The sequence below is a fragment of the Lysinibacillus fusiformis genome, from assembly GCF_003049525.1.
GTDB classification, from domain to species: Bacteria; Bacillota; Bacilli; order Bacillales_A; family Planococcaceae; genus Lysinibacillus; species Lysinibacillus fusiformis.
On the sequence record NZ_PYWL01000011.1, the window covers coordinates 18,636 to 45,028 of the forward strand.

A 26,393-nucleotide genomic window follows, 5' to 3' on the forward strand; every position below is an offset into this window, starting at 1 on the left:
AATTTTAGAATTTATAACCTAAAGTAATAATTTTTTTCCAAATAATATTGATTAACCATAACTAAAGAACTATAATTAATTAAAAAGTTGAGATAGTTAAAAAGAAGGGGGTAAGTATCTATGAGTCAACAGCTGAAAAATGGTAAGGTCAGAAAAGGAAGTTTAAAAAATCGCATTATCGGATTTACACTTTTACTGTTTATTTCGGTTATCAGCATTAGTTCCTATTTGAATATTAGTACAGTTAAAGAAAATGTTTCAGATGCGCTATTAGAAAAGAGTATCCAGCAAGTCGATGAAATTGCACGTCAAGCGGAGTATATTTTACTTTCTACATCTAATCCTACAGTGGAATTGCAAAATTTTGTTGAAAACAAGGCTAAGCAAAGTGGGATAGCTTATGCAGTAGTCATTGATAAAAACGTTACGGCAATTGCTCATAGTGATCAAGAGAAAATAGGTAAAAACTATGAAGATGACCCCTACTCAGTAGATGGAGCAAAAAATGGGAAAACTATGACGAGTAGATTTTATGCGGATGTTCAGAAAAGTTGGACGTTCGATATAATGGTACCCATTTACATAGATAATAAGCTTTACGGTTCTATGGATGTTGGCATTTTTGAGGGCGATATCACAAAGGTCACGAATGAAATTTTATTCAAGGAAATTATTACAGTTAGTGTTGGCTGTTTAATAATCATTTTACTAATGATTATTATTTTAAATAAAATGTTTAAGCCTTTGTTGTTAGCAGTTGATAAATGCAATGAAATGGGAAAAGGAGAATTCACTGAGTTAATCAATTTAAAATATACAAGTAGAAATGATGAAGTAGGCAAGCTTACACATGCATTAAATGAGATGCAGAATAATTTTGTTGATTTACTTAATGAAATCAGTCTAACTTCAAAAAAGGTAACTGCATCTTCTGAAGAACTTAAAGATGCTACTAGTATTTCTTTAGAGTCTTCGAAGGATTTATCATCCACTGTTGAAGACATCGCTAAGGGTGCAGTGGAACAGGCAAAAGATACCGAATATGGGACTACAAGTATTGGAGAGCTTGGAGTACTAATTGAAAATAATCAAGGTCATTTAGAAAATCTAAATAAATTTGTCGATGAAGTAAGCAATATAAAAGATGAGAGTTTACTCATATTAAAGGAACTTGTTGCTACAACAGAAGAAAATAATATGGCAGCAAATGAAATTTATACTATCATTCTCACGACTAACGAAAGCTCTGGGAAAATTCAAAATGCAAGTCAGATGATAAGAACTATTGCTGAACAGACGAATTTACTAGCCCTAAACGCGGCTATTGAGGCGTCTAGAGCTGGTGAAGCAGGAAAAGGATTTGCGGTGGTTGCGGACGAAATACGGAAATTGGCAGAACAATCCAATCAATTCACTAAGGAAATTGCCACAGTGATAGGAGATTTAACAGGAAAAACTGGACAAGCAGTTCAAACAATGCAAGAAGTGAATAATCTTGTCAATTCGCAAACAAAAAGTGTTGAAACTACAAATGGTAAATTCGAAGATGTTGCAGTTTCTATTGAAAAAATAAAAACGGTAATTGAGGATTTATATAACTTAGGCAATAATATGGGTGAAAAAAAGGACGAAGTAATAGATATTCTACAAAACTTATCTGCTATATCGGAAGAAAATGCAGCTGGTACGGAAGAAGCAGCCGCATATTTACAGAATCAAACAAACTCCATTTATGAAGTTGCCCATTCTAGTGAAGAATTAGCAAAGTTAGCTAATACAATGGAGGAAAATGTCTCTAAGTTTACTATTCAAACAAATTCAAAGCGATAATAAAAGCAAAGCTCAATTTCTCTAATTTATACAGAGAAATTGGGTTTTTTTCAAAAAAACAGCTTTTTATTCTACCTTAGCGCTACCTATCCGCTATACATAAGGAATATGTAAGAATGCAATAAAAAAAGACGATTTATTGTAAGAACTTTTGCATAAAAACTGAAAGATATTGTCTTGTACCTGTATCTTTTGGTTGTTTTGTAATTCCTGCAAAAAGAAATAGTAAATTACTATACAAATGAGTTGAGAAATCAGAGTTCGTATAGAAGAGGGATTCTACACTGAAACCGCAGTTTGGACCGAATCCCTACTTTTCAAAAATTTAATTAGCTGTTTATATAGTGAACTTTTGTAGATTTTCTGAACTAAGGCTATATGAAATCACTTTCTCTTTACGCTTCTTGACTACATCCACATGATCATCGTAGGGAAAAATTAAGAAATCCACATCTTTTTTGCCACTTTTTAAGTTGATGACAAAGGGTGTAACACTCGTCTCAGGTTGTAAAAATAATTTTTCATTGCCCGGAAATATATAATATTTTTTCAAAAAGATAGCTTTATTAAAAAAATCTATAAATCTTATTTTTTCTCCCTCTTCTAAATTATATCCATTAAACGTAACCGTAACTTCCTTTGAGTCCAGTTCTTTGTGAAGCTCAAATTTATTTACTACCCATGCCACAGCTATACTTGGTGGGCTCATTAACAATTTAATAATAGATCCAATCACTATCGTAATGATCAATCCCGTTGTCATCTTATATCAACTCTTTCAGCCATTTTTCTTCATAGCTATTACTTTATTAATAATTTGATTTCTCATTAATATGTAATGTCGCTATATGGATGTTTGATCATCCGCCTTTCAATGATAAAGGATTTTAATTTTTTATCACCATCCAATTTAAAATTTTTTTACCATCCACTTAGGATTAATACAATTTCATCAAAATAAAAGAAACGTCCAAAACGCCTTGTCCTTTATAAGACAATTAGCTTTGGTCGCTCCTTTTATACTAAGCATTTTCATGTAAGGTGGCAGACATTTGCTAAAATATGAGCCTTCAAACTATGTTTCTACCCTTTTCGAATGAAGAACCTTCGCTCATGAGGTTTGTTCGTCAGCAGAGGGACCGTACATGCCAGGGACGGGAATATCGAGAAGGCGCAAGTATACTCCGAGTTGCCCTCGGTGGTGGACCATATGGCTTAATCCGAAGGTACGGAATGCGAGTGCACGTGGCTCACGGCGAATGATATGGTCACCTTGACGCAATATCCATTCTTGACCTAGCATATTTCCGTCACATTCGGCAAGCATTTGTTCCAGCTTGTCAACGTTCCCGTCAAACTCATTTAGAATATCCGATTGTTTTTCTAAAGGTTCTCTTCTTAGCGGTACGGTTAAGAGATCAAACTCTGAGTATTGAAGTATAGCAATTTGCCAGTTCAGTATATTAATCAAATGTGTGGCTAGCCCACCGAGCGTCATCGACTTCTCGTGAGGTTTCCATGACAGATGCTCCTCAGGCAAACGTTCCAAAATACGACGTGTAGCGGTCAATTCATGCAATGTGTCACCGACGATTAGTTGTTTAATCATGATTTCTCTCCTCGCTTTTGGTTAGTTTACTATAAATTTCATTTGAATAGAAAGCCTCTCTAGTTACTAGACTGTTATAAATAAAACGGTGGTTTCAAAAACATAACATTGGTGTCTTCAGCTATGACGGACGCTTCCACCTTCTAATTACAAATAAACTGTTATGTCCCCAAAAAAGAAGCTGCAATCACAGCTCCTTTTATAAAAACTATAGCCATTCTGCACTATTATCAGCAAGTTTTTGCAGCTCATTCATAAAAATCCCTGCATGATAACCATCACAAACTGCATGATGAAACTGTAGCGAAATTGGTAAGCGATACTCCCCATTTATAGAAGCATATTGAGCACCCGTTATAATCGGTAATAGATAATCTCCACCATTATGAATGTTCAAATTAAATCCGGTGAAAGAACACCATGGTATCATGGAGATAGGAATATTATTTTCTGGTATAGGCATTTTGGGAAACATTCGATCTGTACCATTATATGTTTCTATATCTTGCTCATATTGCGTGTAGAATTCAGTAAATGTAGTGAAATTAGATGTCCAAACGCAAGAAAATGTGCATGACTGTTTATCAAAAATTGTGTATGAAGGCAACATTTCCTCCCAATACCCTAACTGCCCTTCTGCGTTAAAGTTAGTTCTGAATTCTTGATGTGCATTGACTATTTTAGTAATCATAAAAATAAACGCAGGATATAGTTTCAAATTCTTTTTCTTTAAATTCTCCATCAAAACAGTAATATTAATATCATTCGTTATACTGAATGATGTTTGTTGTTGCAAATAGTGTTCAAAATACTCTTTTCGTTGCCAATTCTCACGGTCTATCAAATAAAATTTCATTTTTTTACGCCTCCTAAAATTTTGGCTGGTTTTAGGAGGCTATTTTCACTGCTTTCTTCATTAAATCATCCTTTTTTTCTAAATCGACCTAGAACTTATTTTACAGCAAAATTTTCCATATAAAAAGAAATTTATAAGTGAGCATTTGCTTTGCCAACATGGGATAACAACCTGAATCGCTTAGTCCATTACTTGATTTTGACTATGATTTTCCCCTTAGCCCTTCCAGACTCGGCATATTCCATTGCTTGTTGAGCTTCTTCAAATGAAAAAATTCTATCTATGACAGGTTTGATTTTACCCGATTCAATATAGTCCGCAATTATACGTAATTGCTCACCACTTGGCTTCATAAATAAAAATGAATAGTGAGCATCATGCTTCTTTTCAAGTGCAGTCAGTTTATAACTTGCTGCTGAAAACAATAATCTTTTAAAAAAACCTGAGCCATGCTCTTTCGCAAAGCGTGCATTCGGTAAGCCTGAAACTGAAACGATTTTTCCTCCACGTTTAATTATCTCAAAGGATTTTTCGAGTGACGTCCCTCCGAGTGTGTCGAAAACTGCATCATATTTTTCTAATAGCTCCTCAAACTTTTCTGTCTTATAGTTGATTACTTCATCAGCACCGAGCGTTGTTACTAGATTTGCCCCAGCTTCACTAGCAGTCGTTGCCACAGTTGCCCCCATTAATTTAGCTAATTGAATAGCAAAAGTACCGACACCACCAGACCCTGCATGAATCAATACTTTTTGTCCTGTTTGTAATTGCATGATGTCATGCAATGCTTGGTATGAAGTTAAGCCAACGAGTGGGATGGACGCAGCTTCCTCAAAACTTAAATTTTTAGGCTTTAACGCTATGTCATCCTCATGAATTGCAATAAATTCGGCAAAGGTGCCAATTTTGCTTTTACGTGGCCGTGCATATATTTCATCTCCTACTTTAAATCGACTTACCTTTGCACCAACCCTTACCACAACTCCTGAAAAATCATTTCCGAGGATTAGAGGCATTTCATACTTAATTAATAGTTTTACTTTCCCATCTCGTATTTTAAAATCGATCGGATTAATACTGGCCGCACGAATTTCTGCTAGAATTTCATATTCACCAATATTAGGTGTAGGCACTTCTGCTAAACGCATGGGAGCAGCGCCATATTTATCAATTACCATTGCTTTCATTGTTGATTCCTCCAATTCATGTCTGATACCAGTCGTTTCAATAATATTCCTTTAACAACGATTCAATATCTGTAACAAGTGTTTTTAGTAAACCTAATCTCGTACGTATATCTATATAATAAAAATTTTTTGTCCCTTCTTTACGCATTAAAATAACGCCAGCATCTCGTAAAATTTTAAGGTGGTGTGACACAGCAGGTCTAGAAAGATGTGTTTGCTCTGTGATTTCCCCAACACGCAAGCCTGTTTGACAATCTGTTGCCATTAGAACAAGTAAAATAGATTGACGTGTTTCATCACCAATTGCCAATAATACCTTTTGACAGTTCATAAAATTTTCTTTAATGATGTGTAGCTGTTCCTCTTTAGTCATTAAGTGAATACCTCCTTTAATTAGTTGAATAGTTTAAGTTATTGAACCGTTATGAATACAACAATATAATACAGGGCTATTCCGTGCAATATTGAGAAAGTAAATCGAGACGAATCAATTTTCGAAGCTCGTCTCTATACAACAAAAAAACACAGAAGTCACATGGACCTCTGTGTTACTTGAGTTACTTGCTTTCCTTAATAAGAGCCTTCATATCTCCAACGATTGTTTCAACTGGTACGTTTGTCGCGCCATCATAGTCTTTTACAACTGTGCCGTCTGCATTCACTAAATAATAGCTCGACATATGTATGACTTGGTCTGAGTTAGGATCATTCTTGACTAATGAATTGAATGATTTACGTGCAAATTGCTCGATAAATTTCTGCTGATAGCCTGTTAATAGCTGCCATTTACTTTCATCTACAACGTTATACGTTTTTAAGTAGTTTGTTAATACGTCTGGCTTATCCACTTCCGGATCTACACTAAATGCAACAATTTGATAATCCTCAAGACCTTCATCCTGTAAGGCCTGCTGTACTTCTGTCATATTAAATGTCATAGGCGGACAGATTGTCGTACAGTTTGTAAAAATAAACATGGCCAACCAAGGCTTGCCCTTTAAGTTATCAAGGCTCACTTGTTCATTTTTTTGATTGGTTACATTAAAATCTTGAACCTCAATATTTAGAGATGGCTCAAACTTGTAACTTCCGCAAGCAGCTAAAATGCTACTGAATGCTAGTACTAAAACTAGCAGCATGCTTTTCTTTTTCATTTATTTTGCACACTTCCCTTCATTTCTTCACCTTATTTTATGCATTCTAGATTCCAAATACAAGATAATGAGCTTATCCAAGCGTTGCATTTTGTGTAAGTTGTGAACATTAACTATTTTTGGCATTACATCACTCTACTTCTCCCAAATGGCTCTCCTTTTTTTAAAAATTTTCAAAGCTTTTTTTTATCATTTTCTTTATTTCCCAAAGAAAAATTTCATTGTTATATAACATACGATTCCACACTATTAATCAACACTGGATATTAATAGCAGAATAATAAAATACAGAAAATTCTCTTTTAAGTGATTATTTTCTCCCGCAGTCATTTTTATTAGCAGTAATCTATTTTAAGAATATTATATCAATAGAAATAAACACTCTCTTTCATACAATATTTTTCTAGTAAACCCTTAATATTTCTATGTTATTCCCATAAAAATGAAATGACTAAAAATTATAAAAACTCAAAAATTAGTATTGCATTATAAGAATATCCCCCATAAAATAAGTGAATATAACGGCGAACGAAAAAGAAATATGTCGTTTAAAACAGAAATATATAACTTTAGGGGGAATAATAATGGCGAATGTTTCTAGTGAAAAACAAGCACAACGCGTTGATTATCATGCAATTGAGGCAATGGAATCATTCAATAGCTTTGTGAAAAGGAAAAACACCTTTCTTTTCTCGATTACAGCAGTGTTTCTTATTCTTTATATTTTGCTTCCGATCCTTGCATTCCAGCCTGTACTACAACAAAAAATCTTCGGAAATATTACTGGAGTTTGGGTTTACTCGGCTGGATTATTTGTGATGACCATCGTGCTCTGTACAGTATATGTAAAAAAAGCTGCTTCATTCGATAAAGCTGCAGCTGCTGTGCTCGCCGAGTATCATGCGAAAGGTGGTAACTAAATGAACATTGTATCCGTAGGTTTCTTTTTAGCTATTGTTGGTTTAACACTTGTTGTTACCTATATTGCAGCCAAGCGTACTTCCTCAGCAGCTGATTTTTATACAGCTGGCGGCGGATTAAAGGGGTGGCAAAATGGCTTTGCGATTGCTGGTGATTATTTATCAGCTGCAGCCTTTCTTGGGGTGTCTGGTGCGATTGCTTTAACTGGCTTTGATGGTTTCTTTTTCTCTGTGGGCTATGTTGTAGCCAACTTAGTTCTTCTATATATCATCGCTGAGCCTATGCGTAATTTAGGCCGCTATACACTTGCTGACATGTTAACGGCTCGTTTTAATGAAAAACGAATTCGTGGCGTGGCGGCATCAGGTACGATTATTATTGTCATTCTGTATATGATTGCACAGCTTGTAGGTGCAGGTGCATTGATAAAACTACTATTCGGCATTGAATATTGGATTGCCGTGTTAATTGTCGGTGTAATGATGACTACCTACGTATTATTCGGTGGCATGACAGCAACTTCTTGGGTACAAATTATAAAAGCTAGTTTACTATTATTCGGGACAGGCTTATTAGCTACATTAGTATTAGTGAAATTTGATTTCTCTCTAATGAAAATGTTTGACACCATTGCCGTCGATCATGGGGAGGAATTCCTTGTACCAGGAATTAAATACACAAGCACTATTGATTCCGTATCGATGATGATGGCCTTAGTTTTAGGAACATCAGGTTTACCACATATTTTAATGCGCTTCTTTACTGTAAAAGATGCCAAAACGGCTCGCTCGTCTATATCATGGACAACTTGGATTACAGCTATCTTCTTCTCATTAACAATATTTTTAGGCTTCGGTGCGTTAAATTTTGTAGGTTTAGATCAAATTTTAGCTGAAAGTAAGGCTGGTAACACAGCTGCCCCACTGCTGGCACATTATTTAGGTGGAGATGTGTTAATGGCATTTATCGGTGCTGTAGCCTTTGCGACAATTTTAGCGGTTGTTTCTGGCTTAGTTTTAACGGGTGCATCAGCGATTTCACACGATATATATGGAGAAATTATTAAAGATGGAAAATTAACGGAAAAGCAACAGGTAGTAGCAGCACGGACAGGCTCTATCTCAATTGCAATTGTCTCCATTGTTTTAGCGCTGTTTGCACAAAGCTTAAACGTTTCGTTCCTAGTGTCATTTGCGTTTTGTATTGGTGCATCCGCGAATTTACCTGTCATTCTTTATACGATCTATTGGAAGAAGTTCAACTCTACTGGTGCTGTAGCAGCGATGCTAACAGGGTTAATTTCTTGTTTGATCTTAGGAGCGATGGGACCAAATGTATGGAGTCCTGTTGAAGGTGCAGCTATTTTTGTTGGTAAACCACTTGTACCACTAGCTGTTCCAGCCATTATTACCATTCCATTAGGCTTTATTGCAGGTTATTTGGGATCGGTCCTGTCATCTAGTAAAGTACCAACTGAAGAAGCCGAACGTATTTATAAAGAAATTCGTGTAAAAGCGAATACTGGTGTTTCTGTATCTGATATTTCTCACTAATTTTTATACACTGTATGCATAATGAATTGAAATTCAAAATATACAAAAAAATAGGCAAAAAATTCGATTTTCGGTCGAGTTTTTCGCCTTTTTTGTTATTCAACAACTAGCAAATTACTTATCGAACAATATTATTTGACTTCCAAAATACAGAAAAAAACCAATTTTCACTAAGGCAATAGTGTTTAAATATGGATAAAAAACCAAGGCATTTTTGTGGATTTATCATTCTTTTTTTGTCAAGAATCTAGATTTCTCTTTGCTTCATTTATTTATCTGAATATTCTAAAACCCTAGATGTTCTTGGTTTCGGAGGTTTTTTTCTCTTTCAGGACTATTTTCAGAAAAATTTTTTTTACATAATTTTTCTGAAATGTATTGCAATTTTGTGAACTCTTTCATAAAATGAGAATGTGAATTCACTAAACTAGCAAAATCAAGTCTTAAGGCAGAAAAAATATACACAAAATGGGGAATGTTAATGGCGAACAATCAAGCAAAAAAAGGTGTCGTGATTGACTATGATGCAATTGCAAACCAAGAATCGTTTAAGTCTCTTGTACGCAGAAAGAACTCTTTTCTTTGGTCTATGACTGCCATATTTTTATTGGCCTACATGTTGTTACCAATTCTGACATCGTACACAACAATTCTACACCAAAAGGCATTTGGGGAAATTACTTGGGTGTGGATTTATTCCGCAGGGCTATTCATCATGACATGGGGGTTATGTCATTTATATGTAGCTAAAGCAAACAACTTCGACAGAGAAGCAAAAGCGATTATCGCAGAATATGAGAACGGAGGTGGCCGCCGATGAATAACGGAATGAGTTTTACAGCCATATTCTTCTTCGTAGCCATTGTTGGTTTAACATTAGTTATCACATGGTGGGCATCTAAACGTACATCTTCTGCAAGTGACTTCTATACAGCTGGCGGGGGCTTAACAGGCTGGCAAAATGGACTAGCTATCGCAGGTGACTATTTATCAGCAGCCTCTTTCTTAGGGATTGCAGGTGCAGTAGCATTATTTGGATTTGACGGATTCTTCTTCTCTATTGGTTATTTAGTAGCTTACTTAGTGGTATTATACATCGTTGCTGAGCCATTACGTAACCTTGGAAAATTCACTTTAGCTGACATGATTACAGCTCGTTTCAATAACTCAAAAGTACGTGGAACAGCTGCTTTAAGCACGATTACAATTGTTTTATTCTACATGATTGCACAACTAGTTGGTGCAGGAGCACTTATTCAATTACTTTTAGGTATCGACTACTGGGTAGCTGTATTGATCGTAGGTTTCATGATGACAACCTACGTATTATTCGGTGGTATGACAGCGACCTCATGGGTTCAAATTATTAAAGCTTGTCTTTTAATGCTAGGTACAGTTATTATCTCATTCTTAGTATTAAAAGAGTTTGGCTTCAGTATTGCAACAATGTTCAAAGAAATGTCTACAGCGACAGATAGTGGCGCTGCTTATTTAAACCCTGGTCTAAAATATACAAATGGACTTGACACAATTTCCATGTTAATTGCATTAGTATTAGGTACTGCGGGTCTTCCACATATTTTAATGCGTTTCTTCACTGTAAAGGATGCAAAAACGGCTCGTTCATCTGTTATTTGGGCTACTTGGATTGTAGGTATCTTCTACGTTTTAACAATTTTCTTAGGTTTCGGTGCAGCAGCATTCGTTGGAAAAGAAGATATTATTGCGGCTAACGCTGCTGGTAATATGGCTGCCCCACTTCTTGCAGAAGCACTAGGTGGCGACATTCTATTCTCATTCGTTTGTGCAGTAGCATTCGCAACAATTTTAGCGGTAGTAGCAGGTCTTGTACTTTCAGGTGCCTCTGCCCTATCACATGATATTTATGGGCAAATCATTAAAAAGGGTAAAATTACTGAAAAAGAGCAAGTTCTTGCAGCACGTATCGGTTCGATTACAATCGCTATAATTTCCATTTTATTAGCACTTGGTGCACAAACTTTAAACGTTGCGTTCTTAGTATCTTTAGCATTCTGTATTGCAGGCTCTGCTAACCTTCCAGTTATTATTTACACAATCTATTGGAAACGCTTTAATACAGCTGGTGCTGTTACAGCGATGTTAACAGGTTTAATCTCTGCTTTAGTATTAGTAGCTATGTCACCAAACGTATGGAATCCAGTTGAAGGCAAGGCGATTTTCGTGGGTGATCCGTTAATTATGTTAACGAACCCTGCCCTAATCTCTGTACCGCTTGGTTTCCTTGGTGGTTTCATCGGCACATTACTTTCTAAAGAAACTGATGATGCAAAATATCGTGAAGTTGACGTTAAAGCAAACACAGGTATTTCTGTACAGGACGTATCTCACTAAATCTATGTCATAAACCTCGTAAGTTCTTGCTTACGAGGTTTTACTTTTTCTTTCATTTTCGTTACTATAATTGTTAAAAGGAGGGAATGAAAATGGCTCAATCTAGAGCGAAAAAGAAGCGAATGCAAATAAAAAGAACTGTTGGCAAGGATGTAGAGAAAAATCGCCAATCCAATTCCTTCAGTACACATGAACGCACCACCAAAACAAAGACAGAGAAATTGAAGCATGATTTTACTAAACATAAAAAGCAGTATACGGATAATTAGTTTGTATCCTATACTGCTTTTATTATTGTAGAAAACACAAGTGTCACTTACAAAATTAGTTTAAAGTCGATAAAAGTTTGTCGTATTTTGAGTGATAATTTGAGCCGCTTCTTGTATAGACAATCCCTTGATGGCTGCAATCACCTCAATCGTCGAATGCATCATCCACGGAGACGTAGGTTTATTTGTAAATGGACCTTCAAACGGCCATGGACCATCTGTTTCAACCATCATTAATTCAATCGGGTAGATTTGAATTAACTGTTGAATTTCCTCTTCATACAATGCATCAGGCGTAACGGAGATAAAATAACCTTGCTGAATCATGCGTTTCACAACTGCCTCGTCCCCTTTAAACCAATGGAAATGTGCCTGACGAAGCTGATGCTTTTCTAGTAATTCGCACACAACGGTAGCATCCTCATACACAGCATGCAATACAATCGGTTTGTCCAACTCCTTCGCCAATACGATAAATCGTTCCAATAAAGCCTCATACGGACGAACATCCAAAGCTTGTTCTTGCCTTAAATAATAGGGTAAACCGACCTCGCCGACTGCTATCATCTCATCACTATGCGAGCGAATCCAATCAAATAAAGCCTTCTCTTCTATTTCACTCGGTAAAGGTTGCTCGGGATGGAAACCAAAAGCTGCCTTCACTTTGGGATAGACCTTCGCTAAATTCAACGTCTTTTGACAGGAGGACAGCTGCATACTTACCGCAATTAATGCCTCTACTTCTTCCAATAAAGAAGGTATTTCCACGTCCTTATACTGATCTAAATGAATATGGGCATCAATCAACATGCAAATCACCCTTTTCTTCCTGTAAATACATGAATAATTGTTGCTTCAAGGCTGTGAATGTGGCCGAATGACGAATTTCTTCTTTGCGAGGACGCTCAAACGGGACAATGATTTCTTTTTTCACCGTTGCAGGTCGTTTCGATAAAACAAGTATACGATCCGCTAAAAAGAGTGCCTCCTCAATACTATGTGTGACAAATAAGATGGATTTTCGATGTTCTTCCCAAATAGACAGTAGCCATGCCTGCATTTCCAGTCTTGTAAATTCATCGAGCGCAGAAAATGGTTCATCTAGACATAAAATAGGTTTATCACTGACAATGGCACGGATGAAGGATACACGTTGTTGCATCCCTCCAGATAGCTGGTTTGGATAAGCATGGCTAAAGGAAGCAAGTCCTACCTTTTCTAGCCACCCCTTTGCACGTTCAACATTAGGCTTTTGCTGCAGTTCCTCAACTATAGTTACATTCTCTAAAATAGTACGCCAAGGCAGTAGACAAGGCTGCTGTGGCATATAGCCAATTGTTCCTCTTTTTTGCAGGATATCCTCTCCATTTAATAAAATCACCCCTTGATCAACCGAAGAGACCCCACCAATTAATTGAAAAAGGGTACTTTTACCACTGCCGGATGGACCTACAATGGCCACAAACTCACCATTCTTGACATCAAAGGAAATATTATCAAGAACATGTAGACTGTTAAAGGACTTAGCGATGTTTTGAATGCTGAGCATGATAACTTCTCCCCTTTACCATTAATTTTTCAAGCAAACGAATACTACTAAATAACAATAAGCTTAACAAGACAATCGCAAAAATTGCGACAAACACTCGATCTGTACGGAAGGAGGATTGTGCTAAGGTCATGTATACACCAATTCCCTTTTTCGCACCAAGCCACTCCGCAATGACTGCCCCCATTACGCTATAAGTTGCAGCAATTTTTACACCTGAGAAAATAGCTGGGTAGGCATGTGGCCATTCTAGTTTCCAAAACGTTTGGGCCTTCGTTGCACCAATCATTTCAAAGTAATGCTTTAACTCGGGTGCTGTTTGACGAAAACCGTCCATTGTCGCTATGACAATAGGGAAAAAGCACACTAGACAAATAATGATGAGCTTTGGTAATAAGCCAAAGCCAAACCAAATAATAAGCAGCGGTGCTAACACAAGAATAGGTATGTTTTGCGACATAATGAGAATCGGGTAAAATAACGACCGAATGAAAGGAAAACGATGCAAAACAATTGCCACTGTTAGACCACAGCCAACTCCAATAGCAAGTCCTAGTAAAGCTAATTGCACAGTAGCCAGAGCATGTGGCAGGAACGTCTGATACGATTGAATGCCTTCTACTACAATTATGCTCGGTGCTGGAAGGAGCCATGGAGGAACATCAGCGATATGCACAACAAGCTCCCATATGAATAAGAGGAAGGCGATAAAAATTATCGTCCTTCCCTTTTGTAATGCCCGTTTCATGACTGATATTTCTCCGTTAATGTAGCCATTGTAATTCCATTTGGTTGATATAAAATTTTTACTTGTGTAATGACATTAATGGCTCCTAGCTCGACCATCTTAATATTCATTTTTTCAATGATTTGAAGGAGAGTTGTAAGCTCACCCTCCATCGTTGTTTCAAGTGGATGAACCTCATATTTCACACCAGATGCATTAATAACTGCAATGGCCGCATCTACATAAGGAATGACATCCTCATACTTCTCTGTCTTCGGAATAATTTGGACACTGATTAATGAATTTGCCATGTTATTTGGCCTCCTTTTTCGGTAAGAACTCATTCGTAAACGCTTGTTTAGCATCAAATTCGCCCTCTAATACTTTGTTGCTCGACATCCATTTAGCATAGTTTTCCCATACAGAAAGCTTTTGCTCACCCCATTGTTTAGCGTCATCCTGATACTTATCAGCCAACCACTCTTGGCTTTTATGCACTAATTCCTTATCTAAGTCTGGGGCTTCTTCTAGTAAAATATCGGCAGCTTCATTCGGATGCTCGATTGCATATTCATAGCCCTTCGATGCAGCCGCAACAAAAGCTTTGACGATGTCTGGATTGTTTTGAAGCATTTTTTCATTAGTTGCTAAAACAGGTGTATAGTAATCTAACTGATCACTGTAGTCCGTTAAATACAGCATATTAATCTTTTCCCCACGAAGCTCTGCCTCAATTCCTGTCCAAGCATAATAAATCCAAGCAAAGTCGATGTCTTTTTTCATCATTGTGAAGAAATCTAAATCTCCTGCATTGACAATCTCTAATTTATTAATATCAGCGTTTTCTTTTTGCATTAATGATTGTAATACTGCTTGTTCGAGTGGCGCCCCCCAGCCACCATAAGTTTTTCCTTCAAAGTCCTTTGGAGATGTAATACCCTTTGATTCTACAGAAGCAAATCCAGATGTATTATGCTGGATGATGGCTGCTATTGAGACGAGTGGCACATCCTGAACACGAGCCTGTGTAATGCCCTCCTGATAGCTCACGCCAAATTCTGCCTTACCGGAAGCTACGAGCTGATCGGCTCCTGCCTCTCCTGGCATAATAATATCAACATCTAAGCCCTGTTCTTCAAAATAACCAAGCTTTTTCGCAACATACAATCCTGTATGATTCGTATTCGGTGTCCAATCGAGAACCACTGACACCTTTTTCTTTGTATCAGCAGCTTGCTTGTCCTCCTTGTCGCTACAGCCTACTAACGTCAATAGTGCCGCTATTAAAATAAATAACCATTTTTTCATGCTAGGTCCTCCCAGTTTGTAATATGAAAGCGTTCAAGAATGAATGTTGTCACCAGAAGAAAGCGTAATATACAGTTGGTAAGATATTGATTGAAAAACAAAAAAACGCCTAGGATTCCTCCCAGACGTATTGCAATCAATCTCCAAAACTTTTGCTTTTTTGAATAGATGTTCCCTACGCTGGTACGAGCCAAATCAGGTTCAAAGGGTCAGTGTCTATCGGACACAATCTCAGCTAGCCATAACTAGCCCCCCTACATTCTTTCGCTATGAACTTTTCGATGATTATTATACCCATAGTTGATCTAAAATGACAAGATGCTATTTTTGGATAGTTGTTCCACTCCAACAAGTAGCCCAGCTCTACAATATAGAGACTGGGCATGATTTTAGCTTGGTTTTTGTTCTTTTTTGGCCGTTAAGACATGGGAAATGGCTCCATCTGTTGCAATATCCACTTTAAATGAACCATTAGAATGACGATCAGCACGTGTCAATGCTTGAACATCAATAAACTCTTGGACGCCTTTTTCAGTTTCAATCACAACCTGCTCATCGTTTGTCGCTTGAATCACAGCGACAATTCGGTGAGGATTTGCTTTTAATTCTGTCAGGACTTTAAGACCACGTTTGGCACGACCTGCTATTTCTACCTCTGCGACATTCATTTTCTTGACAGCCCCTCGTTGTGTCACAATAACGACATATTGTGTTTCATCTGGCTGTAAAACATTGACCCCTACTAAAGCTTCTCCATCTTTTAACGTAATCCCTTTAACGCCGCCTGTTTTCACACCAGTAACTGGTAATTCCTCAATAGGGAATCGAATAGCATACGCCGTATCAGTTGTTAAGAGCAATTCCACATCATCCGTCATAAACGATGCATAAATCATTGCATCGCCCGCTTTAACATTCATTGTTTTAATCGGCTTCGAGTAACGCGTCACTGCATAATCTGCGAGCGGTGAACGTTTAATTTGTCCATCTTTCGTAGCAGTTAAAATATACGTATTTGGTTGTTCAAATGTTTCAAAGCCATAGACTGCAATAATTGATTCATCTTCACTTGTTGGCACAATACTAGAAATATGCTGACCAAGGTCCTTCCAACGAATATCAGGCAATTCGTGAACTGGCTGATAAATATAATTCCCTCTATTTGTAAATAACAATAGATGATGCTGCGTATTTAAGTTTGCTTCATACAATAAGTAATCGGAATCCTTCATCGCAAAATCTTGACCATTGGAAGCGGCATGAGATCGTGTAGAAGTACGTTTAATATAGCCATCTTTCGTGACAGTCACCACAACCTCTTCGCTTGGAACAAGGACATCTAATGTAATTTTAATTTCTTCAATTTCTTGTTCAATTCTCGAGCGACGCGGCTCTGTGAAGCGTTTTTTAATATCTAGTAATTCCTGTTTAATGACACGTACAAGCTTGGCCTCGCTTTGTAAAATTCCTTCTAGCTTGGCAATCAATTTATTTAAATCATCCTGTTCTTGGCGGAGCTCTGTAATATCGGTATTCGTTAAACGATATAATTGCAGGCTCACAATCGCCTCTGCTTGTACCTCGGTAAAATCGAACTTTGCTTGTAAATTGAGCTTGGCATCCTTCTTATCATTTGAAGAACGAATTGTCGCAATGACTTCATCTAAAATAGACAATGCTTTAATTAAGCCATCTACGATATGGGAACGATCCTTTGCCTTTTGTAAATCATATATAGAACGATTTGTGACCACTTCTTTTTGGTGAGTAATATAGGCGTCCAATAATAATGGTAATGTCATCATCGTTGGGCGACGATTATGAATCGCAATCATATTAAAATTGTAAGCTACTTGTAAATCTGTTGTTTTAAATAAGTACTGTAAAATCCCTTGTCCAGGAACATCCTTTTTCAACTCGATTACGACACGTAACCCTGTACGGTCAGATTCATCACGAATTTCAGCAATCCCTTCAAGGCGTTTATCTACACGCTGCTCATCAATTTTTTTTACAAGATTCGCTTTATTCACGTCGTATGGTAATTCGGTAACAACGATTTGCTCTTTGCCACCCTTAATAGGTTCCACCACAGCCTGCGCACGGACAATAATTTTACCACGCCCTGTTTCATATGCCTTTTTAATGCCGTCCACACCTTGAATAATACCGCCTGTTGGGAAATCTGGACCTTTGAGTACCGTCATCAATTCATCCACTGTTGCAGTAGGCTTGTCTAAGCGCATCAATACAGCATCTAGCACTTCATCTAGTGCATGAGGTGGAATATCAGTTGCATAACCCGCAGATATCCCTGTAGAGCCGTTTACTAGTAAATTAGGGAAACGTGCTGGTAAAACAGTTGGCTCCATATCCTGATCATCGAAGTTTGGTACGAATTCAACCGTTTTCTTCCCGATATCTCGTAACATTTCACCCGCAATCGCAGATAGTCTTGCCTCAGTATAACGCATGGCAGCTGGCGGATCTCCATCAACTGAACCGTTATTCCCATGCATTTCAATGAGCATATGACGAGCTTTCCAATCCTGACTCATACGTACCATTGCCTCATAGACAGAGCTATCTCCGTGTGGATGGTAATTACCGATTACATTACCGACTGTTTTAGCCGATTTACGGAAAGGTTTTTCGTGTGTATTACCTTCTGTAAACATCGCATATAAAATTCGACGCTGTACAGGTTTAAGACCGTCACGTGCATCTGGCAACGCGCGGTCTTGAATAATATATTTACTATAGCGACCAAAACGGTCACCCATTACTTCTTCTAAAGGTAAATCTTGAAACTTTTCTGTGCTACTCATGCTTGGCCCTCCTCTTGTTGGATGAATTCATTTTCTAAAATGTTAGCATCATCCTCCATACCGAAGTCTACATTGGCTTCGATCCATTTACGACGTGGCTCTACCTTATCGCCCATTAACGTCGTGACACGTCTCTCTGCACGTGCACCATCCTCGATTGTGACACGAATTAATGTACGTGTGTCAGGGTTCATTGTTGTATCCCATAGCTGGTCTGCATTCATCTCACCAAGACCTTTATAGCGCTGTAATATGTAACCCTTTCCAACTTGTTTGATGGCCTTTTGTAAATCATTTTCTGTCCAAGCATATTCAATCACTTCTTTTTTGCCAGTCCCTTTAGAAACTTTATAAAGTGGCGGTAATGCAATAAAGACTTTACCAGCCTCGATGAGCGGACGCATATAACGGTAGAAGAACGTTAATAGCAATACTTGAATATGAGCGCCATCTGTATCAGCATCGGTCATAATGACTACTTTATTGTAGGCTGAATCCTCAACAGCAAAATCTGTTCCAACACCTGCACCAATCGCATGAATAATCGTTGAAATTTCTTCGTTTTTCATAATATCCTGAAGCTTGGCTTTTTCCGTGTTAATCACTTTCCCGCGCAGTGGTAATATTGCCTGGAATGTACGATCGCGACCTTGTTTTGCAGAACCACCCGCTGAATCACCTTCGACTAAATATAATTCATTTCTCGCCGCATTACGTGACTGTGCAGGCGTTAATTTCCCTGACAGAATCGTACTACCCTTTTTGTTTTTCTTACCATTTCGCGCATCCTCACGAGCTTTACGAGCCGCTTCACGTACTTGCTGCGCACGAATCGCTTTACGCACAAGAGATGCCGACAATTCAGCATTTTCCTCTAGCACATATAAAATTTGTTCAGACACCACACTATCTACTGCTGAACGGGCCTCACTTGTACCAAGCTTGCCCTTTGTTTGTCCTTCAAATTGTAATAAGTGCTCAGGAATACGGACAGATACAATAGCTGCTAAGCCCTCTCGAATATCCGTTCCTTCCAAGTTTTTATCCTTATCCTTTAATAAACCAATTTTTCTTGCGTATTCATTAAAAACACGCGTCAGAGCTGCTTTTGCACCTGTTTCATGGGTACCGCCATCTCGTGTCCGTACATTATTAACAAACGACAAAATCGTTTCAGAATAACCATCGTTATATTGGAAGGCGAACTCTACTTCAATATCATCTTGAATGCCTTCCACATATTTCACAGGATGAAGAACATCTTTCTCTTCATTCAAATACGCAACGAAAGCTTCAATGCCGTTCTCATAAAAGAACATATCATTTTTGCCTTCCTCGCGCTCATCAATTAATTCAATTTTTAAGCCCTTTAATAAAAAAGCTGACTCCCTTAAACGTTCTGCTAACGTATCATAATTATATTTTGTAACAGAGAAAATCGTTTCATCAGGTAGGAAATGAACAAGCGTACCTGTCTGCTTCGTTTGACCAATTTCTTCAAGTGTTGTCACTGGATGTCCACCATGCTCGAAGCGCTGGCGATATTTTTTACCATCACGATGGATGGTTACTTCTAAAAATGTGGATAGCGCATTCACGACAGAAGAACCTACACCGTGCAAGCCGCCACTCGTTTTATAACCGCCTTGTCCAAACTTACCACCTGCATGAAGGACAGTAAAAATAATTTCAGGAGTAGGTTTACCCATCTTATGCATACCAGTTGGCATTCCACGGCCAAAGTCGCGTACGCTAATACTCTGGTCTTTGTGAATCTTGACAATAATATGAGATCCAAAGCCAGCCAATGCTTCATCCACCGCATTATCAACGATTTCATACACAAGGTGATGAAGTCCACGGCCATCTGTGGAACCGATATACATGCCTGGTCGTTTGCGCACCGCTTCTAATCCTTCTAATACTTGTATAGCGTCATCATTATAGACGCTAGGTGACTGTTTATTCGTCAAAAAAATTCCCCTCCAAAAAACAAACACTTGTTCTATTTATGTTCTCATCCTAATAATAATAGCATTTCCTGTCAATAGTTAGCGACAGGTCCCATTAAATTTTTAAAAATTGCTCACAGTTTTAATATACACTTTAAATAGTAAACATCTTCAACAGTTGCTTAAAATTGGAATTTAAGCAAGACAGACTACCACTAGTATCCGTAAACACCTGACGCATCGTAGCTTATTTAGTTGCAATATAGTTGATGCGTCAATGTCATGTAAATGAATAAAGTTAGACTTCTATTCTACCAAAGGAATGAACGAATGACAAAATTGCCTTTTTGCCTATATTTTAATAAAGAATTTTTTCGTTCTTTCATCAATCATGCCTAAAAGCCTATCTCTAACTTACTTTAGTTTCTTTTGTATTGAATTCAAGACTCCTTACGAAATCTCCTTCATAACATTGTAGATTAGCAAGAAAAAGTGTAAAATACTTGTTACAAACTATTAGTACCAAGTGATGGACTATGAATGAAAGGAGTCCAACTATGATCAATGGACTTATTATTTTATGTGCTTATCTAATCGGCTCTATACCTTCAGGGCTATGGATAGGTAAAATTTTTTATAATACCGATATCCGAGAACATGGAAGCGGTAATCTTGGAGCAACCAATACGTTCCGAACATTAGGAAAAAAAGCTGGTATTGTTGTGACTGTGATGGATGTTCTAAAAGGGACTGCCGCTGTCTTACTAGCTGCACTTCCAATATTCTCAGACAGTTCTATCCATTCCTTAATCCTAGGTCTTGTTGCAGTGATTGGTCATATGTTTCCAATCTTCGCCAATTTCCGTGGTGGAAAAGCCGTTGCCACATCAGCAGGTGTTTTATTAGGCTATTCATGGCCATTGTTTGTCTTGCTCCTAATTGCCTTTCTTGTGACATTGAAAATCACAAAAATCGTCAGCTTAACATCTATGATAGCCGCTTTAGTAGCACTTATCTATTCAATCGTTTATTATTTTGTTACAGGTGACTTTGCATTAAGCATCTTGGTAGCCTTTTTATTTACCTTTATTATTTATCGTCATCGTGCCAATATTGTACGTATTAAAAATGGCACCGAGCCAAAGGTAAAATGGCTGTAAGAAGAGAGGAGCATTCGCTATGAAAATTGCACTGACAGATGAAGCCCTACAATGGTTCAAACAAGAGATGGAAGTAGAACCTGGCGATACTATTCGCTTTTATGCACGCTATGGTGGCTCAAGTCCTTTTCACGAAGGCTTTTCACTAGGCATGACGCGAGAAGAGCCCATCGGCATTGGAGCAGAAGCAGTCATTGATGGCGTAACCTATTACATCGATGAAAAAGATTTATGGTTCTTTAACGATCACAATCTACATGTGGACGTGGATGCTAGTTTAGATGAATTACAATACGAGTATCGTACATAAAGCAGTATTTTCCTTTCAGTCTCTGAAAGGAAATACTGTTTTTTTATTTGAAAAATAGTAGCTAGAATTTCATTCCTTTTTTCGTTTATCTCCGCACAAAGTTGTCCATTCTATATATAGTGAACATCCATTTGAGGAGGAAAACCCATGTCCATATCAAACAAGATCGATCCCTCCCCATCCCTTACAACGGACGATTTATTAAATACTTCCCTTGCCAAAAATATAAAAGTCATTCAAAACACTCTCGGTCATAGCAATGACATCATTATACGAGAAATTACCATTGGTGAAGCTGAACCCCATCGACTGGCCATTATTTCCATTGATGGCTTATCCGATAAAACGATGATTTCGGATTCAGTGATTGATAAATTAATGGCGAATATTGAGGAAGAACAAGAAATTGAAATTACTACCATTAATCAATATGTGCGAAGTTCCTATTTAACTGTTGGTGATGTGATGAATATCGAAAATTTCACATCATTGTATTATGCCATCCTTAATGGTGAAACCGTCATTTTATTAGACGGCTTTGCTGAAGGCATTGTAACAAGTACGAAAAGTGCAAAGGATAGAGCTGTCACAGAGCCCTCAACCGAATCCGTTATTAGAGGACCTCGAGAGTCCTTTACTGAAACTTTGCGTACGAATACCGCGCTCATTCGACGAAAAATAAAAAGTCCAAATCTTTGGATTAAGTCTCGAGTCATCGGTGAAGTGACACAAACAGATGTCGCCGTGATGTATATACATGGTATCGCCAGTGACAAAATTGTTGCGGAGGTGTTAGCGCGGTTAGATCGCATTAATATCGATGGCATTTTAGAAAGTGGCTATATTGAGGATTTTATTCAAGATTCTAAAAATACCATGTTTCCAACCATTTACAACTCAGAACGGCCAGATGTTATTGCTGGTGAATTATTAGATGGGAAAGTGGCGATTCTAGTAGATGGTACCCCCTTTGTATTAGTGGTGCCTGCATTATTTACTTCCTTTTTGCAATCAGCAGAAGACTACTATCAACATTGGATGATTAGTTCCCTCATTCGTATTTTACGTTTCTTTGGTATTAGTTTGGCATTGGTAGCACCATCTCTCTATGTTGCGATTACGACGTTTCATCAAGAAATGCTACCGACGGCCATGCTAATTAGTATCGCCTCACAACGAGAAGGCGTGCCCTTCCCTGCCGTAGTGGAAGCACTTATTATGGAGCTTGCCTTTGAGATACTACGAGAGGCAGGGCTTCGAATGCCGCGAACAATCGGTCCAGCTGTGTCCATCGTAGGTACGCTGGTAATTGGCCAGGCAGCGGTAGATGCCGGTGTTGTCTCGGCTGTAATGGTTATTATAGTGGCATTAACGGCCATTTGTAGTTTTTTATTCCCTGCTTATGGTTTGTCCAATACGATTCGTGTACTGCGCTTTCCATTAATGATCTTAGCTGCTATGTTTGGTCTTTTTGGAGTTATGTTTGGCATTATTATCATTATTCTTCATTTATGCAGCATTCGTTCATTTGGTGTACCGTATTTAAGCCCGTTTGCTCCTTTAATTTTACAGGATCAAAAAGATGCATTTTTATTGCTTCCTCGTAGACGTTTATTAACACGTCCACGCTTAGTCAATCAGAAAAACGTTGTTAGAGGGCATAAATATGTCCCAAGAACAGGTCGGAAATAAAACTACTGAACAAATGAGGAATAAAATATGGCAAAAGTAAAAGTAATCTGCTTACTATGCATCCTCACTTTACTGTTAAGTGGTTGCTGGAGTAAGCGTGAATTAAATGAATTAGCCATTGTTGTAGCGCTTGGTATAGACAAAGTAGATGATGAGTATGAGATTACCGTTCAAATAGTTGATCCTAGTGAGGTTTCCATGCGACAAGCTTCCACTCAGCGCTCCCCTGTTGTCAGCTATCATTCTAGAGGGGAAACAATTTTTGAGGCCATCCGCAAAATGACTACCATTGCTGCACGGAAGCCATATTTTGCCCATCTACAGGTAGTCGTTTTAGGTGAAGATCTCGCTAAAGATGGAATCAGTGATTCATTAGATTTAATTGCACGAGACCATGAGTTTAGAAAGGATTTCGATGTCATCATGTCTTATGAGGCTACAGCTAAGGAAGTGTTAAATGTTCTCACACCTATCGAAAAAGTTCCTGCTAATAAAATCTTAAACTCCCTCAAAGTTTCTGAAAAAGTTTGGGGCTCTACTATTGCTATTAATATAGACGAATTGGTCACAAGGCTCAGTGAAAAGGACAATGGGGCTTTGATTTCTGCGATTGAAGTTCATGGGGATAAACGGTTAGGGGCCGATCAAACAAACGTCCAACGTGTTAAAACACCTGTGTTGTTAAAATATGCAGGATTGGCCATCTTTAAAGGAGATCAATACATTGGTTTACTTTCAGAGGGAGAAAGTAAAAGTATTAGTTTCCTCAGTGACAAAATACAAAGTACGATTGAAATCGTCACCTGTCCAAAGCAAGGTACACTCTCAACTGAGATTACGAAATCCTCCACAAAAGTAAAGGGATCATTTAAAAATGGGAAACCGCAAATTGATGTCCAAATAAATGTGGAACAAAATGTAGGAGAGGTCGAATGTGATATCAATCTAACGAAAAATAAAACGGTGGATTATATCAATAAAAAAACAGCACAAGGCATCGATGAACGTATTGAAAAAACATTAGAAAAAATTCAACAGCAATACCAAGTGGATGTTTTAGGCTATGGTGATGCCCTACATCGTGCAGATGCTAAACAATGGAAAAAAATCAAAAACGATTGGCCAAATATCTTTCCTGATCTACCAATCCATGTTCATGTAAAAGTGACAACACAAGGTTTAGGCACAATGCAAAACTCATTATTAAAAAAGCCAAAGGAGGGATAGTGGATTGGTACTAGCAATAGCCATCTTAATCATTTCAATCATTATTGCGATACTATATATCCCGAAACTCAAAAAGCAACAAGAGACCAAAACCATTCTTGTTTTTTCAATCCTATTACTAATTGGAACAGCGCTTAATATGGGCATTGCTCTCAAAATAAATATCCCGAGTCCTCTAGATTTTATAACCTTTATTTTTACACCAATTAAAGATTTTATCGTTTCACTCACAAAATAGTAGACACATCGTCATGAATTGGAGGACACTTATATGGAAAAAGAAGTAATTAGTTCAAGACAATTTACAATTATCACATTCCTCCTTTCTATCGGTACTGCCATCTTAATCATCCCTTCAAGTATTGCAAGCTCTAGTAAGCAAGATGCGTGGATTGCTGCAAGTATTGGTGTTGTCCTTAGTTTGCTTGTTGTGAAATTATTTGTGACGTTAGGGGACCAAACACCGACACTGAATTTTATTGAAGCAAATGAAAAACTTCTCGGTCGCTTTTTTGGAAAAATCACAGTGGTGGGCTTCCTTTCTCTTACCCTATTTGCGGGAGGAGAATTACTGTATTTTATTGGTGCTTTTATGAAAACAGAGGTAATGCCAGAGACGCCTACTATGGCATTTGCCTTGTTGTTTATTATTATAATTATGTATGCTACCTATTTAGGGATAGAAAACTTTGCTCGTTCAGCAGAAATACTTTTCCCTATGTTTGTCTTAATTTTTATTTTCTTTGTTGTAAGTATCACCCCACAAATTAAGTTTGAAAATATACAACCGATTATGGAAGCATCCAAAACATCCATCTTATATAGTATCATCCGCTTTGTAAGTGTCTTTTCTTTTTCGTTAGTTATGTTATTAATGATTTACCCTGCTAGTGTCAATGTCCAGCAATCCTCAAAGAAAGGATTTTACATAGGCATGCTTCTCGGTGGATTTGTTCTAGTAACATTGATTACTCTATCTATTTTAGTATTAGGGCCAGCCAACACGGCTTCGCGAACTTTCCCTAGCTATGCCCTAGCACAAAGAATCTCTATCGGAAATTTTTTACAGCGCATTGAAATTATCATGGCTTTTATGTGGATTGTATCCATTTTTATTCGAACGTTTATGTACTTCTATACAACTGTTGTCGGGATTGCACAAATTATGAAATTGAAGGATCACCGTCCACTTATCCTACCAATGGGTATTATTATGGTCGGACTTTCGCAAATTGTTCACCCAGACATCGTCCATTCCAACATTTATAATGATGAGATTTGGCCAATTTATGCATTTGTTTGCACCATATTATTACCCATACTTCTACTCATTGTAGCTGTTATTCGTAACCGAAAATCACAAGGTAATTCGACTGAAATGGGTCATGCGGATTCTAATCAGGGGCAAATGACTGATGCGAGTAATGCGGTTTCTAATCAAGGCAATCAGACGAAACCTGATAATATGGATTCCAATCAGGAGAATCAGACGAAACCTGATAATATGAATTCCAATCAGGAGAATCAGGCGATACCTGATAATAAGGATTCCCATCAGGAGAATCAAGCTAAACCTGCTACTATGGATTCCAATCAAGATAATCAGACTAACGATGCTAATACAGATAGCACTCAAGACAATCAGGCGAAACCAGATAATACAGTTTCCAATCAGGAAAAAACTGATAATCCAGTCTCTACTAAAGACAATCAAGATAAATCTGCTATGTCGAATTCCAGCCAAGTGACTCAGCCTGAAGCGGGCAACGCTACATCCAAACAGGACGACCAGGCGCCACCGGATAAAACGAGTTCTGACAAGAAAAATCTAGAATAACAAAGTCTAATTCCTTCAAGCTGCTTAGCGAAGAAATTAGACTTTTTAGTG

At 37.7% G+C, this 26,393-nt stretch carries 25 protein-coding genes and 1 riboswitch; of the genes, 12 read left to right on the forward strand and 13 right to left on the reverse strand.

Translation table 11 applies throughout. From position 1 onward, the window contains the following. The first annotated feature begins 120 nt into the window (after positions 1 to 120). The gene (locus tag C9J29_RS19000) at positions 121 to 1,830 is read left to right on the forward strand and encodes a methyl-accepting chemotaxis protein (RefSeq protein ID WP_089987183.1); all 1,710 of its coding nucleotides are present in this window, start codon (positions 121 to 123) and stop codon (positions 1,828 to 1,830) included. 337 nt (positions 1,831 to 2,167) lie between these two features. Here the strand turns inward: C9J29_RS19000 and C9J29_RS19005 are convergent, their stop codons facing one another. The 6 genes from C9J29_RS19005 to C9J29_RS19030 form a co-directional block, all read right to left on the reverse strand. Then, the gene (locus tag C9J29_RS19005) at positions 2,168 to 2,593 is read right to left on the reverse strand and encodes a YfmQ family protein (protein ID WP_008181333.1); all 426 of its coding nucleotides are present in this window, start codon (positions 2,591 to 2,593) and stop codon (positions 2,168 to 2,170) included. Between the two features lie 348 nt (positions 2,594 to 2,941). Further along, positions 2,942 to 3,439 (reverse strand): DinB family protein, encoded by a 498-nt coding sequence (locus C9J29_RS19010; protein WP_089987184.1) that lies wholly within the window; start codon positions 3,437 to 3,439, stop codon positions 2,942 to 2,944. A 208-nt stretch (positions 3,440 to 3,647) separates the two neighbouring features. Beyond that, positions 3,648 to 4,295, reverse strand: coding sequence for a type A chloramphenicol O-acetyltransferase (catA, locus tag C9J29_RS19015; protein WP_008181328.1), 648 nt, complete (start codon positions 4,293 to 4,295; stop codon positions 3,648 to 3,650). A gap of 188 nt (positions 4,296 to 4,483) precedes the next feature. After that, entirely contained in the window at positions 4,484 to 5,482 is a 999-nt protein-coding gene (locus tag C9J29_RS19020; protein ID WP_107922615.1) for an NADP-dependent oxidoreductase, read from the reverse strand. Between the two features lie 37 nt (positions 5,483 to 5,519). After that, positions 5,520 to 5,855, reverse strand: a complete 336-nt coding sequence (locus tag C9J29_RS19025) for an ArsR/SmtB family transcription factor (protein WP_275443985.1) — start codon at positions 5,853 to 5,855, stop codon at positions 5,520 to 5,522. A gap of 184 nt (positions 5,856 to 6,039) precedes the next feature. After that, on the reverse strand, positions 6,040 to 6,636 hold the full coding sequence (locus C9J29_RS19030) for an SCO family protein (RefSeq protein WP_008181322.1): 597 nt from the start codon (positions 6,634 to 6,636) through the stop codon (positions 6,040 to 6,042). Between the two features lie 584 nt (positions 6,637 to 7,220). Here C9J29_RS19030 and C9J29_RS19035 point away from each other — a divergent pair. The 5 genes from C9J29_RS19035 to C9J29_RS24385 all read left to right on the forward strand — a co-directional run bounded on the left by C9J29_RS19035 (position 7,221) and on the right by C9J29_RS24385 (position 11,752). After that, positions 7,221 to 7,556 (forward strand): DUF485 domain-containing protein, encoded by a 336-nt coding sequence (locus C9J29_RS19035; RefSeq protein WP_089987187.1) that lies wholly within the window; start codon positions 7,221 to 7,223, stop codon positions 7,554 to 7,556. Next, positions 7,557 to 9,110 (forward strand): solute symporter family protein, encoded by a 1,554-nt coding sequence (locus C9J29_RS19040; protein WP_008181316.1) that lies wholly within the window; start codon positions 7,557 to 7,559, stop codon positions 9,108 to 9,110. It begins immediately after the preceding gene. Between the two features lie 481 nt (positions 9,111 to 9,591). Next, complete coding sequence (locus C9J29_RS19045) at positions 9,592 to 9,930, forward strand: DUF485 domain-containing protein (RefSeq protein ID WP_025116302.1); 339 nt, start codon at positions 9,592 to 9,594, stop codon at positions 9,928 to 9,930. Positions 9,931 to 9,938: 8 nt separating this feature from the next. Further along, the gene (locus C9J29_RS19050) at positions 9,939 to 11,483 is read left to right on the forward strand and encodes a solute symporter family protein (protein WP_043990796.1); all 1,545 of its coding nucleotides are present in this window, start codon (positions 9,939 to 9,941) and stop codon (positions 11,481 to 11,483) included. A 92-nt stretch (positions 11,484 to 11,575) separates the two neighbouring features. Continuing rightward, positions 11,576 to 11,752: a hypothetical protein gene (locus tag C9J29_RS24385; protein WP_164908714.1), complete on the forward strand. Its 177-nt coding sequence runs from the start codon at positions 11,576 to 11,578 to the stop codon at positions 11,750 to 11,752. A gap of 60 nt (positions 11,753 to 11,812) precedes the next feature. Here C9J29_RS24385 and C9J29_RS19055 read toward each other — a convergent pair whose 3' ends face one another. The 7 genes from C9J29_RS19055 to parE all read right to left on the reverse strand — a co-directional run bounded on the left by C9J29_RS19055 (position 11,813) and on the right by parE (position 20,137). Next, positions 11,813 to 12,562, reverse strand: a complete 750-nt coding sequence (locus C9J29_RS19055) for a TatD family hydrolase (protein ID WP_008181306.1) — start codon at positions 12,560 to 12,562, stop codon at positions 11,813 to 11,815. Then, entirely contained in the window at positions 12,552 to 13,301 is a 750-nt protein-coding gene (locus C9J29_RS19060; protein ID WP_089987190.1) for an ABC transporter ATP-binding protein, read from the reverse strand. The genes C9J29_RS19055 and C9J29_RS19060 overlap by 11 nt, the downstream gene beginning before the upstream one ends. Next, positions 13,276 to 14,049, reverse strand: coding sequence for an ABC transporter permease (locus C9J29_RS19065; protein ID WP_089987191.1), 774 nt, complete (start codon positions 14,047 to 14,049; stop codon positions 13,276 to 13,278). Before C9J29_RS19065 ends, C9J29_RS19060 begins: the two co-directional genes overlap by 26 nt. Continuing rightward, positions 14,046 to 14,339, reverse strand: a complete 294-nt coding sequence (locus C9J29_RS19070; protein WP_008178760.1) for a thiamine-binding protein — start codon at positions 14,337 to 14,339, stop codon at positions 14,046 to 14,048. Before C9J29_RS19070 ends, C9J29_RS19065 begins: the two co-directional genes overlap by 4 nt. 1 nt (position 14,340) lies before the next feature. Then, the gene (locus tag C9J29_RS19075; RefSeq protein ID WP_089987192.1) at positions 14,341 to 15,336 is read right to left on the reverse strand and encodes an ABC transporter substrate-binding protein; all 996 of its coding nucleotides are present in this window, start codon (positions 15,334 to 15,336) and stop codon (positions 14,341 to 14,343) included. Positions 15,337 to 15,491: 155 nt separating this feature from the next. Beyond that, positions 15,492 to 15,602, reverse strand: a riboswitch (TPP riboswitch). Positions 15,603 to 15,725: 123 nt separating this feature from the next. Then, complete coding sequence (gene parC / locus C9J29_RS19080) at positions 15,726 to 18,164, reverse strand: DNA topoisomerase IV subunit A (protein ID WP_089987193.1); 2,439 nt, start codon at positions 18,162 to 18,164, stop codon at positions 15,726 to 15,728. After that, positions 18,161 to 20,137, reverse strand: coding sequence for a DNA topoisomerase IV subunit B (gene parE, locus C9J29_RS19085; protein ID WP_008178755.1), 1,977 nt, complete (start codon positions 20,135 to 20,137; stop codon positions 18,161 to 18,163). Before parE ends, parC begins: the two co-directional genes overlap by 4 nt. 536 nt (positions 20,138 to 20,673) lie before the next feature. On the opposite strand from parE, the gene plsY reads away from it, so the two are divergent. From plsY to C9J29_RS19115, 6 genes are all read left to right on the forward strand, one after another. Beyond that, on the forward strand, positions 20,674 to 21,276 hold the full coding sequence (plsY, locus tag C9J29_RS19090) for a glycerol-3-phosphate 1-O-acyltransferase PlsY (RefSeq protein ID WP_008178753.1): 603 nt from the start codon (positions 20,674 to 20,676) through the stop codon (positions 21,274 to 21,276). 19 nt (positions 21,277 to 21,295) lie between these two features. Further along, on the forward strand, positions 21,296 to 21,586 hold the full coding sequence (locus C9J29_RS19095; protein WP_008178751.1) for a HesB/YadR/YfhF family protein: 291 nt from the start codon (positions 21,296 to 21,298) through the stop codon (positions 21,584 to 21,586). A 147-nt stretch (positions 21,587 to 21,733) separates the two neighbouring features. Beyond that, the gene (locus tag C9J29_RS19100) at positions 21,734 to 23,278 is read left to right on the forward strand and encodes a spore germination protein (RefSeq protein WP_008178750.1); all 1,545 of its coding nucleotides are present in this window, start codon (positions 21,734 to 21,736) and stop codon (positions 23,276 to 23,278) included. A 27-nt stretch (positions 23,279 to 23,305) separates the two neighbouring features. Further along, positions 23,306 to 24,505, forward strand: a complete 1,200-nt coding sequence (locus C9J29_RS19105) for a Ger(x)C family spore germination protein (protein WP_089987195.1) — start codon at positions 23,306 to 23,308, stop codon at positions 24,503 to 24,505. 4 nt (positions 24,506 to 24,509) lie between these two features. Continuing rightward, positions 24,510 to 24,743, forward strand: a complete 234-nt coding sequence (locus C9J29_RS19110) for a hypothetical protein (RefSeq protein WP_008178745.1) — start codon at positions 24,510 to 24,512, stop codon at positions 24,741 to 24,743. Between the two features lie 33 nt (positions 24,744 to 24,776). Beyond that, positions 24,777 to 26,342: a GerAB/ArcD/ProY family transporter gene (locus C9J29_RS19115; protein WP_090002690.1), complete on the forward strand. Its 1,566-nt coding sequence runs from the start codon at positions 24,777 to 24,779 to the stop codon at positions 26,340 to 26,342. The last annotated feature ends 51 nt before the right edge of the window (positions 26,343 to 26,393 follow it).